Consider the following 12,370-nt stretch of genomic DNA (forward strand, 5'->3'; position numbering starts at 1 on the left):
GTTGGCTCTATGAGCCCAGTGAATTTTTATACTCTAATAATAATTTATATATATTTAAGCCATTCATTAATATATCTTCATTGAAATCAAATTTTAAATTATGAAGACCATTTACATACCCTTTTTCTTCATTTCTAGCACCTAACATAAAGAATAAGCCTGGCACTTCCTTCTGATAAAAAGAGAAATCTTCTGAAATCATAAGTGGTGATGTTTTAGCTATTTTGTCCTTTCCAATAGCTTCTACAAATTCTTCAAATAGTTTTTCATCATTATTTACTGCCAAGTATCCACCTATAAATTCTAAATTCACATGACAGTTATAAGATATCTCAAATCCCCTCGCAAACTCTTCAATATGAGTAATAATTGTGTCATAAACTTCAGGATTAAAACATCTCATCGTCCCTTCTAATCTTACACGTTCAGCTATAATATTTCTTGCAGTTCCTCCACAAATTTTCCCAATAGTAAGAACTGCACCTTCCATTGGATCAATATTTCTTGAGATTATACTTTGAAGGCTTGTTACAAAATGAGAACCTATAAGAATAGAATCTGTTGCATTTTGAGGAATTGCCCCATGACCTCCCTTACCTATAATATCTATATTAAGTTCTCCATTTTGAGACATTAAATATCCTGCTTTACATCCCACATATCCTTCTTCAAAATCAGGATGTATATGAAGTCCATAAATTTCATCAACTTTATATTTTTTCAATACTCCTGCTTCTACTAATCTTTTAGCTCCACCAGTATCTTCTTCTGCTGGCTGGAATATAAATACTATATTATCATTTAGTTTTTCTTTATTATCAATTATATATTTTATTAATCCTAACAATATACTCATATGTCCATCATGACCGCATAAATGCTCCGCACCTTTAGGACTAGGTAGTGCGTCTATATCCGCTCTAAACGCAATTGTTTTTTGAGGATTTTGCCCCTTTATTATTCCTACTGTAGCTGTTTCTAAATATACATCGTATTCTACACCTAGCTTTTCTAGATAATCCCTTATATATTTTGCTGTGTTAAATTCCACATGAGAAAGTTCAGCCAATTGGTGTAAATTATGTCTGTGATTCCTCATTATTTCATCTAAATATGTTATTTCCAAAAAAATCCCCCCTTACTTGTAAATTATAGCTATAATCATAATAAAAAATCCACATATTATTTATGTGGATTTATCCTTCTATTTCATCTAAATTATTTATAGTACTTATTTCTTTACCATTATCATCTAAAAATTTTATACTCATAATATTTTCATTACTTTCGTCACTATATATTTGATTTAATTCAATCTCATTAAAAGAAATCATTTCTGGATATATAACCATGAAGTAATCATTTTTATTTATTTTTTGCTCAAATTTCTCTCCTTTTATATTTATAAGAATCTTATCTGCATTTTTATTCTTTCCATATATTATAGGAGACATTTTATTATCTTCATTAGCACTATTTACATTTTCATAAATCCATTCTTCTCTATAACCATATTTATTATTTTCAATATAAGAATATCCCATGCGGCTATCTACATATCTATCCATGACAAATTTATTTATCTGCTTCACTTCTACTCCAAACTCATTTCTGATTAAATAAAACTTATTTTCATTAAATTCTTTAATTTGAAGTACATCATCTATGTTACAATTAAAAGCTTCTTTTGCCATGTCTTTATCATTAAGATTACTAGGCATAGTCTGATCATAAAAAGCATACATGTATGATATTAAAATTACTACGGAAACAATCAATATTCCTTTAATAACTTTTTTAAATATGTTATTAGTTTCAAAATCTCTTATCTTATCTATTTTTTCTTTTAAATTAATCTTACTTGTAATCATTTCAAACGTTTTAAAACATATGAAGCCAACTAAAACCCCTAAAGTATTGTAAATAATATCGTCAATATCACAAACATTATACCCTACAAATAATTGAGTTATTTCTATTGCTAAAGATGATAAAAAACCTACCTTCAACACTTTCTTATAGTTATTAAACTTTTCAAATAATAATGATATAAAGAACCCTAGTGGCACAAATGCTATTATATTACCAATTACATTCCTCATAGAATTCATTGCGCCTGCTTCACTATGCATGAATGTCACTATTGTCTCTTTAATTGGCACAATGTTAATTATTCCTATTAACCCATATTCATTATACATATATTCCTTAAATGGATTTCTTAGTGTTATAAATCCACCTTTAAATATTGTTAGTAATAACAACCATAAGAAATATATATAAAACAGAAGTAACACAATTTCACGACATATATTAACTTTTTTATTCTTCATAATTATACTTATTCTAAATATAATCCATATAAATATAGATATAAGTGATACTATTATAAAATTATTCTCTATCATCAACCTTCCCCTTACTCAATTTCATCATTCGTAACAATGCCCATATTTACTCTATAATTAGAATTTATTTCTATATTTCCTTCATAAAGCTTTTCACCATTATTTTCATCGAATACGTAGAAAGTATATGGCGAACTATAAGTTTGTCCATACTTATCTGTATCAATATATCCTGCTGATACTGCATATATCTTTCCATTGTATGTTCTTAATCTATTTGTATAAACTGGTTGTTCACCGTATTTCATGTCTAATTTATATGTATTTTTTAAGTTTCTATTTTTCAAATCAACTAGAATACCTTTTACATCTTCAGTGATGTCACTAATATAACCATCAACCGTTGGCATAGATATTAATAATATTTCGTCATTCTCAATAGTACAAGCTCTAGTAATATAATCATCTTTCGTTCCTAAATTTATAAAGTTTATTTCTTTTGTTTTTATATCGAACTCTAATAAATTAGTTTCATATGTATCTGACTTATCATCTTTTTTATCAACTACAAAATATGATTTATTTTCATTACTAAAAGCTGATTTTTTTAGATTTAAATTTCCGTCTTCATAATCTTTACTTATGACACATTTAGAAGTTTTATTAACTAAATTTAATTTGTATAAACTTAAGTTTGTACTTTCACAATATTTAGATAGTAATTTTGAATCATCCACATATTCTTCACCTGATGGATAATTATAATATGAATACATAACTACTACATAAAGAATGTCTCCTTCTTTTTTTACAGGAAGTGAATCATATCTATAATTTTTATTAGTATTAATAGACTCTCCTGCCTCAATTTCATAGGATTCTATTTTTCCACTTTTCTTATCTTTTATCTCAATATTAGCAGCCATTTTTTCTTTATTATCAATAATTGTACTTGGTGACACATTAGCCATGCCTACCGTAATTTCATCTTCAAATAAAAGATTTCCATCATGTTCAAATTGAAATAAATATCTATTATCTATATTTTCTTTAGTTAAATTAAGAAGCTGACTCCCTTGCTTAGCAAATTTATTTATACTTTCACCGTTTTTGTTTACAAGAATTGCATCAGTTTCAAATACTCCTCCTGTTTTTTGAAGTAAGATATTCATATCTCCTAACTCTTTTCTATCTCCATATACATCGTTTACTACTATATCTGTTTTATATATATTAGCAAGACAAATACCAACTAATATGGTTCCTACTACTGAAACTATTAATATTATTTTTGATAATTTTATTTTCATGATATTTCTCCTCCCTAATCGTACATTCTATTATTTAACGATATATATGAAACATAAATTGAAATTAAAAATGCTACTATAAAGAAGATTATATTGTTTTTTAAAATAGTATCGGAGTATTCATAGATGCCTATTATTGTAGCTAAATATACCATTGCTAGACTTACTATGTATATAATTCCTAAGACTCCACCTATTTTTTTTATGGACTTAGAAATAAGAGTTGCTGCAAATATGGAAGATACACCTACTATTGGACCAATTATAAATATCATTAAATACTCTACCGGATAAATCGGCACTGATATTTCAAAAATACCATATCTATGTATATTATTTATGCTATATATCATGTTTATAATTGGTATATTAGCATATTTATTTACTATAAAAGCTCCTATTCCCCATAATAAATGCTGAACGAATATTATGCTATAAATTAATGCAAGCATTGTTATTAATTTTGAAATGAATATAATAAATCTATTTTCTGGTAACATAAATAATGTATATATGGATTTTGATTTGCTTGAAAAATCTCTATACCATATTAATACGCTATAAAATGCACACCCTATCAAAGCCAAAATCATAAGTAAATTTGATAAAGCATATATAAAATTAGGTAATTGAAGCTCTAAAAACATATGCTTCCCCATATCAGTCTTTAATATGGATATTCCTTGTGAAACACCTATTTCGGCCTTTACATCTTCCGTTACTCTATATATTCCATAAGCAAAAATAGCTATATTACCTAATATTAGTAAAGAAATTACGGCAAAAAATATTTTCTGTATTCTTTTGAATTCTATATCAAAAAGAGTTAAAATTTTATTCCCCATGATACACCTCCCTCATCTTATCTACTATTGATTTTCCTTCATTTTGTCTCACTTCTTCTGCATTAAATATATTGGCAATTTTCCCATTACTCAGGATTATTACATCATCTACTATATGTTCAATTTCATCAATCTCATGAGTAGTTATTATTATACTTTCATCATCATTCATAAATGTTAGTATTGCCTTTATAAACTCTTCTCTTTTAAAAATATCTATTCCTGAGAAAGGCTCGTCCAATAATGTATACTTGGCTCTTTGAGCAAATCCAATTATTATCTTTACTCTTGCTTTGTTACCCTTAGATAATTTACTTATCATTTGATCATCAGTCAAAGAAAACATTTTAAGCATTTCACAAGCTCTTTCTTCATCCCAATTTTTATAAAACAACTTCATAAACTCAAAAGTTTCTTTTATATTAAGATGACTAAAGTGTATATCTATATCTGGAACAAAAGCTAATTTGTTATAAGTTTGTTGAGTTGGTTTTTCCCCATCAATTAAAATTTCTCCGCTGTCTGGTTTTACTAAACCTGCTATAGCTTTCAAAATAGTAGATTTACCTACACCGTTAAACCCAAGTATACAGGTGATTTTTCCTTGTTCTATTTTAAAAGAAATATCATCTAGTGCTTTTACTTTTTTGTATTTCTTTTTAACGTTTTTAACTTCAATCATTATTTTCCTCCCTATATTCTCACCGTGATTATATATACTTTTTACTAATAATTTCTTTAATCTCTTCTATTGGTACATTAATTGCTTTCATCTGCTCTATAAAAACATCTGCTGCTTCATTTATTAAATCAATTCTTATTTGTCTTATTAAATTATCGTCTTCCGTAATTGTACTTTGGTTATTTTTAATCGTATTAATAATCCCCATTTCTTCCATCTCCTTATAAGCCTTTTGTACTGTATTTGGATTTACATTTATATTAACTGCCATCTCTCTTCTAGAAGGCATTCTATCTCCTTTTTGTAGTTCACCTGTAACTATTTTCTGTTTTACGTTTCTAATAATTTGGATGTAAACTGGCTCTCTATCATTTACTATAAATTTCAAGATACATCTCCTTTCTTTATTTTTAACAAAATAAGTTTAAGTTTAGTGTATTAGTTATATAATACACTTGTTATATAGTGTATTATATTATTAATACACTATATAAGTCAATAATCATTTGATTTAATACCAAAATTAATTTCACAAAAAGCCAATAATTATTTCACTGACTTTGTTTTTGTATAATAAAAAATCCTATATAGTTATACTCACAATCTTGGTATATTTCTACATAGGATTTTTCTCTATATTAAAATTTAATCTATCTTTATTAAATTACATTCCTATAAACATAAGACCCATAGATATTATTACACCTGAATATAATAAATCTATTATACAGAATCCCATGATATCTTTTGCACCTAATCCTGCTATTCCTAGCGCTGGTAAAGCCCAGAATGGTTGTATCATGTTTGTCCATGCATCTCCCCAAGCTATCGACATTGCTGTTTTAGCCGGATCAACTCCAAGTGCAGCTCCTGCTGGCATCATTATTGGAGCTTGTACTGCCCATTGTCCACCACCAGATGGAACAAAGAAGTTTACTATCCCTGAACTTAAGAAACTGAATAGTGGGAATGTAAATTTCGTAGCAACGTTTGCAAAGAAGTTTGATATTAAAATTGCTAAAGATACCCCATCAGCATTTACACCTGTCATCATTCCTATTATACCTGCGTAGAATGGGAATTGTAGCATTATTGGACCTGCTGATTTTGATGCTGACATTAAAGCATGTAAAAATCTCTTTGGTGTTTTATGCAGCGCTATTGCTGAGAATAAAAATATAAAGTTAACTATATCTAAGTTTAAGCTAAATCCATTATTCACAAAGTAATAAACTATATAAGCAAATCCCATTAAAGATATTAATATACTTATTATTGGACTATTTTCTAACTTGTCTGCTGGAGTCATGTCTTCTACTGACATAGCAACAAACTCATCTTCATCTTCTAATAAACTTTTATCAACTATTATCGCTTTTCCTTTAGCTGGATGCATTGCTTTATTTAATAATGGTAAAGTTAATATTAAAACACCTACTATTATCATATTTGATAATGAGAATATTGTTTCGCTAGTTGGTACACCTGCTTCTGATATTACGCCTGCAGTTGCAGATACTACTGCTTCTCCACCTGTTGCTAGTGTTAGTGGTATTGATGCTGATAATCCTGCATGCCATAATAAAAATCCTGAATAAGCTGATGCTATTAATAATCTATAATCAACTCCATCAACTTCTTTAGCTAATTCTTTAGCAAATATTGCCCCTATAACTAATCCAAATCCCCAGTTTATTAAACAAGCTAAACCTGATATAAATGTAACCATTAATATTGCTTGTCCTGGAGTTTTTGGTATTTTTGCCATTTTCTTAAGTACTTTTTTAAATGATGGTGCACTTGCTAAAGTATGACCTAATACAAGTACTAGAGCCATCTGCATAGCGAATGATAACAGCCCCCAGAATCCACCAGACCAGTGAACTATCATGTCCATTGGACCTTGTCCTGTAAATATTATTCCAGATAAAAATATTGCAAACGTTATTATGATACAGAATAAGAATGGATCTGGTAAGTAGTTTTGAACTATATTAACGCACCCATTAGTAAATTTTTTAAACATTGTGTCTTCTCCCTTTTGTGTATTTTAAGATGCTTTAATATTATTTAAAGCATCTTATTTGTGCTTGTTACTTATATTTAGGATTTATACCTTTATTACCTGATTTTATGTATTATTTATTTCATAGGTACTAAGTTCTCACTTATAATTAACTTAGCTTCTGTTGCTGCTTGAATTTCTTCTATTGTAAACTCTTCGTTTATTTCAACTAATAATAAACCTTCTTTTGTAACTTCCATAACACCCATTTCAGTTACTATTAAATCAACTTGATTTTTAGCTGTTAATGGTAAAACACATTCTTTTAAGATTTTGTGTTTTCCTTTAGCTGTATGTTCCATTGCAACAATCACTTTTTTTGCCCCAACAACTAAGTCCATAGCTCCACCCATGCCTGGAACTAATTTCCCTGGAATCATCCAGTTTGCTAAATTCCCTTGCTCATCTACCTGTAATGCTCCTAGTACTGTAACATCTACATGACCACCTCTTATTATTCCAAAAGAAGATGAACTATCGAAGAAAGCTCCTCCTTCATTTATACTTACAGGTGCACCGCCAGCATTAACTATATATTTATTAACATTTTCCTCATCTGGAGTTGGCCCTATTCCAACAAATCCATTTTCAGATTGCAATGTTATATCCACATCGTGAGGTAGATAATTGGGTATTAATGTAGGTAAACCTATTCCTAAATTTACTACATCTCCATCCTTTAATTCTTTAGCAACCCTTTTTGCTACAAAACCTTTTATTTGACTTCTATCCATTTATTTTACCTCCATCTATAATGTAGTCTACAAATATATGTGGAGTCATAACATGCTCTTGATCTATTTCTCCAACTTTAGCAACTTCATCTGCTTCAACTATTACAACATCTGCTGCTGTTGCCATTATAGGCCCAAAGTTTCTTCCTGAACCACTGTAATAAGTATTTCCTTTTTCATCTACCTTACTTGCACCTATTATAGCTATATCAGCTTTTATAGGTTTTTCTATTAAATACTCTTTATCATCTATTACAATAGTTTCTTTTCCTTCAGCTACTAACGTGCCTATTCCTGTTGGTGTTACTACAGCACCAAGTCCTGCACCAGCACTTCTTATTCTTTCAGCTAAAGTTCCTTGAGGTATAAGTTCAAATTCTGTTTCTTTATCATTTAATTGTCTAATTGCTTCTGGATTTAGACCTATATGACTAGTTTGTATTTTCTTAAATTGTTTGTTAACAACCATCTTACCTACTCCGTAATCTACAAATCCAGTATCATTACATACTAAAGTTAAGTCTTTTACTCCTAACTCAACTAATTTATCTATTATTTTGTGAGGACTTCCACACCCCATAAATCCACTAACCATTACAGTCATTGAATCTTTAACTATTTCATTTAGATTTTCTAATTTTATTAATTTATTCTTCATTAAATATCACCCCTATTCGCTATACTGATTTAATAATTACACAAGTTCCCATTCCACCACCTATACAAAGTGATGCTAAACCATGTTGTAACTCTCTCTTTTTCATTTCATGAATAAGAGTTGTAATTATTCTTGCACCTGATGCTCCTAGAGGATGACCTATTGCTATTGCTCCACCATTTACATTAGTTTTATCTTCGAACCAATCTTCTGTAACATTATGATTTTCTGTTAATTCTTTTATAACCCCTAAAGATTGAACTGCAAAAGCTTCATTTAATTCTAATAAATCTATTTCTTCTAAATTCATATTAGCTCTATCTAATGCATTTTTTATAGCTGGTACTGGTCCTAATCCCATAACTGATGGATCAACTCCACCTTGTCCAACTGATACTATCTCTGCTATTGGATTTAATCCATATTCTTTAACTGCTTTTTCTGATGCGACAACTATTATACTTGCACCGTCATTTATTCCTGACGAATTACCAGCTGTTACAGAACCATCTCTTTTAAATGCTGGTCTTAAGCTAGAAAGCTTTTCAATATTTGTTGTTCTATTTGGATATTCATCTGTATCAAATATAGTAACTGCTTTTTTTGTTTTTACTTCTATAGGAACTATTTCATCTTTGAATCTTCCTTCATCAACTGCTCTTATTGCTCTTGATTGAGATCTTATAGCAAAGTTATCTTGTTGTTCTCTTGTGATATTGTGTTTATCTGCTATATTTTCTGCAGTTATTCCCATATGGTAATTATTAAATGCATCTGTTAAACCATCATGAACTAGTGAGTCTTTTAAGTTCATTTCGCCCATTTTATTACCTGTTCTTGCACTTGCATCTGTAACATAAGGAGCTTGGGACATAACCTCTACTCCACCAGCTACTATTAAATCTGCCATTTCACCTTTTATTTGTGAATAAGCCGTCATTACTGTTTTCATTCCGCTTCCACATATTATATTTATTGAATAAGCAGGAACTTCACTTGGTACCCCTGCATATAATGCAGCTTGTCTTGCAATACCTTGCCCTTGACCTGCTGGTAATACATTTCCTAGTATTACTTCATCAATTTTGCTTGCATCTATGTTATTGCTTTCTATTACTGATTTCATAACTTGGCCTGCTAATTCTGCTGGCGATACTGTTGATAATCCTCCTAAGAACTTACCTATAGGACTTCTTTTTGCATCTACTAAATACACATTGGACATCGTTTTCCTCCATATTATCTCATCTTTTATTTTCATAAATTTAATTAATAATTTTTAATTATTTTCATTCCTAAAAAGATTAGCGCTCTTTTCATTATTTAGTATAAGTCCTATAATTTATTTTGTTAAATACCTCTTTTACATACAACTATAATTTTTAGTTATGATTAAGTAATAGCAGTGCTTATTATATATTTTTTTATTTATATTTTTCTATTGTGAATTCTATAAATGATTTCAAATACTTTGATATATGCTTATCTTTTTTTAATATAAATCCTACATTCCAACTTATATTTGGATTTTGTATTGATATTAATTTAAAGTCTTCTCTTTTAAACCTTCTAACTATAGGTTCTGGCATAAGACTTACTCCTTGATTAAGAGAAACCATTTCCATAATATAATCCCATTGAGAAGTTTTTAATATTATATCAGGTTCAAATCCTGCTATTTTACATGCCTCTATAGTCTTGTTATACATCATAAACTTTTCGTTAAAAGTTATAAATTTTTCATTTCTCAAATCTTCTAAATTAACTTCATCTTCACATCCTAGCCTATGATTTTTACTTACAACTAACATTACCTTACCACTAGAAATAAGCTCTGTTATCAAATCATTATCATCTATAGGTAAGATTACAGCTCCTAAATCTATTCGTTCTTCTTCCACACTAGATTTTATTTTATTGGCTCCTTCTTCAATAATCCTAATATCAATAGCAGGATTTTCCTTTTTAAATTCAGCAATAACAGATGTAAAGTAAACACTACTTATTACTGGTGGTAAACCTAAGTTAATTACTCTATTACAGCTAGTAAATGTATCTTGTAACTTGTTTAACTCATCTTGAATAACTTCTATTGATTTCTTTGCATTATTATAAAATATCTCTCCCTCATAAGTCAGTCTAAATGACTTTGAGTTACGTTCAATTAACTGCGCATTTACTTCCTTTTCTAAGTTTTTTATATTTTTACTAAGCGCTGGTTGTGATATGTAAAGATTACTAGCAGCCCTAGTAAAATTTCCTTCTTTAGCTACCTCTAAAAAGTATGTAATGTCTTTAATTTTCATATTGATAAGCTCCTCTGCATGCAAAATATGTCTCTGTAATATATTAAATTTATTAATTATAAAATTATTTTATAAATTTTTAAGCATAAAAAAAGAGAAATAAGATAATCTTCTTTCTCTTTTTTCTTCAATAAATTTATTTAAACTAGCAAGTAAAGAATAATTTAGCTATTCCACCTTTTGAAGTTTCTCTATATTTATCCATCATATCTCTACCAGTTTCGTCCATTATTTTAACGATTTGGTCGAAAGTAACATGATGCTCTCCATCTGTTAATAGTGCATAGTTAGCAGCATCTAAAGCTCTTTGAGCTCCCATTGCATTTCTTTCTATACATGGTATTTGAACATATCCATAAGCTGGGTCACAAGTCATTCCTAAGTGATGCTCTAAACCTATTTCAGCAGCATACTCTATTTGTCTTAATGATCCACCTTTTAAGAATGCTATTGCAGCAGCAGCCATTGCACATGCAACACCTACTTCACCTTGACATCCTACTTCAGCACCTGAAACAGATCCGTTTCTCTTAACAAGAACACCTACTAAACCTGCTACAGCTAAAGCGTCTAATATCATATCATCGTCATATCCATAGAAATCTTGCATTGCAAAGAATATTCCTGGTAAAACACCTGCAGAACCACATGTTGGAGCAGTTACTATAACATATCCTGATGCATTTTGCTCAGAAGCAGCTAAAGCATAAGTGTATACTAATGTATTTAATTGTTTATTAGCTAGATATTGCTTGTAGAAGTATCCAGCTTTTCTCTCTAGGTTTAATTTTCCTGGTATTACTTCTGTAGCTTTTAAACCATCTTCTACTGATTTTTTCATAGCATCTTTTATAGTTACTAAGTAATCCATTATATCAGCATCATCGTAAGTTTTTACGTAATCTACAAAGTTTTTGTTGTTTTGTTTACACCAAGCTATTATTTCTTCCATTGTTGAATGAGGGTAAGTGTCATTTCCTCCAGCATTTCTCATTCCTTCTTCAGCTATTGTACCTCCACCAACAGAGTAGATAGTCCAATCTCCAATTACATTTCCGTCAGCATCTATAGCTTCTAACATCATTCCATTTGGATGATATGCTTTAACTATATCTTCTCTCCAAAGTATTTCAACATGCTTTGGTTCAAGAGTTTTTTTGATTATATAATCAGTTAAATGCCCTTCTCCTGTTGCAGCTAAACTTCCGTATAAGTGAGCTTTGTAGCTAGCAGCTTCTGGATACTTATTTTTAAATTGTTCAGCAGCCCTTTGAGGTCCCATTGTATGTGAGCTCGAAGGTCCATTTCCTACTTTGTAAAGTTCTTTTAGTGATTCCATTTTATTCCTCCTTGGGGTTTGCATATTCTTTATTCATAATAAGAAAACATATTCCTAATTAACAATTATACCTCTTTAATAAT

Annotated in this window: 12 protein-coding genes; all 12 read right to left on the reverse strand. The window is 29.5% G+C overall.

What is annotated here, in order from left to right:
* Positions 1-7: 7 nt before the first annotated feature.
* The 12 genes from NSA58_RS01900 to NSA58_RS01955 all read right to left on the reverse strand — a co-directional run bounded on the left by NSA58_RS01900 (position 8) and on the right by NSA58_RS01955 (position 12,287).
* Entirely contained in the window at positions 8-1,126 is a 1,119-nt protein-coding gene (locus NSA58_RS01900; protein WP_257559994.1) for an amidohydrolase, read from the reverse strand.
* A 70-nt stretch (positions 1,127-1,196) separates the two neighbouring features.
* Positions 1,197-2,408 (reverse strand): VanZ family protein, encoded by a 1,212-nt coding sequence (locus NSA58_RS01905; protein ID WP_257559995.1) that lies wholly within the window; start codon positions 2,406-2,408, stop codon positions 1,197-1,199.
* An 11-nt stretch (positions 2,409-2,419) separates the two neighbouring features.
* Entirely contained in the window at positions 2,420-3,658 is a 1,239-nt protein-coding gene (locus NSA58_RS01910; protein WP_074079842.1) for a hypothetical protein, read from the reverse strand.
* Positions 3,659-3,672: 14 nt separating this feature from the next.
* On the reverse strand, positions 3,673-4,503 hold the full coding sequence (locus NSA58_RS01915) for a hypothetical protein (protein ID WP_039679197.1): 831 nt from the start codon (positions 4,501-4,503) through the stop codon (positions 3,673-3,675).
* The gene (locus tag NSA58_RS01920; protein ID WP_039679196.1) at positions 4,493-5,185 is read right to left on the reverse strand and encodes an ATP-binding cassette domain-containing protein; all 693 of its coding nucleotides are present in this window, start codon (positions 5,183-5,185) and stop codon (positions 4,493-4,495) included. The genes NSA58_RS01915 and NSA58_RS01920 overlap by 11 nt, the downstream gene beginning before the upstream one ends.
* A gap of 28 nt (positions 5,186-5,213) precedes the next feature.
* A complete protein-coding gene (locus NSA58_RS01925; protein ID WP_039679195.1) occupies positions 5,214-5,573 on the reverse strand; it encodes a GntR family transcriptional regulator in 360 nt (119 codons plus the stop codon).
* A gap of 276 nt (positions 5,574-5,849) precedes the next feature.
* Positions 5,850-7,211, reverse strand: coding sequence for a short-chain fatty acid transporter (locus tag NSA58_RS01930; protein WP_039679194.1), 1,362 nt, complete (start codon positions 7,209-7,211; stop codon positions 5,850-5,852).
* Positions 7,212-7,327: 116 nt separating this feature from the next.
* Positions 7,328-7,984 carry a 3-oxoacid CoA-transferase subunit B gene (locus NSA58_RS01935; protein WP_039679193.1) on the reverse strand — a complete coding sequence of 219 codons (657 nt, stop codon included), beginning with the start codon at positions 7,982-7,984 and terminating at the stop codon, positions 7,328-7,330.
* Positions 7,977-8,642 (reverse strand): 3-oxoacid CoA-transferase subunit A, encoded by a 666-nt coding sequence (locus NSA58_RS01940; RefSeq protein ID WP_039679192.1) that lies wholly within the window; start codon positions 8,640-8,642, stop codon positions 7,977-7,979. The genes NSA58_RS01935 and NSA58_RS01940 overlap by 8 nt, the downstream gene beginning before the upstream one ends.
* A gap of 19 nt (positions 8,643-8,661) precedes the next feature.
* Positions 8,662-9,867 (reverse strand): acetyl-CoA C-acetyltransferase, encoded by a 1,206-nt coding sequence (locus NSA58_RS01945; RefSeq protein WP_039679191.1) that lies wholly within the window; start codon positions 9,865-9,867, stop codon positions 8,662-8,664.
* 199 nt (positions 9,868-10,066) lie between these two features.
* Positions 10,067-10,948, reverse strand: a complete 882-nt coding sequence (locus NSA58_RS01950; protein WP_052232937.1) for a LysR family transcriptional regulator — start codon at positions 10,946-10,948, stop codon at positions 10,067-10,069.
* 145 nt (positions 10,949-11,093) lie between these two features.
* The gene (locus NSA58_RS01955) at positions 11,094-12,287 is read right to left on the reverse strand and encodes an L-serine ammonia-lyase, iron-sulfur-dependent, subunit alpha (protein ID WP_039679190.1); all 1,194 of its coding nucleotides are present in this window, start codon (positions 12,285-12,287) and stop codon (positions 11,094-11,096) included.
* Positions 12,288-12,370 lie beyond the last annotated feature (83 nt).

The sequence above is a fragment of the Terrisporobacter muris genome, assembly GCF_024621905.1.
In the GTDB taxonomy this organism is placed as follows: domain Bacteria; phylum Bacillota; class Clostridia; order Peptostreptococcales; family Peptostreptococcaceae; genus Terrisporobacter; species Terrisporobacter muris.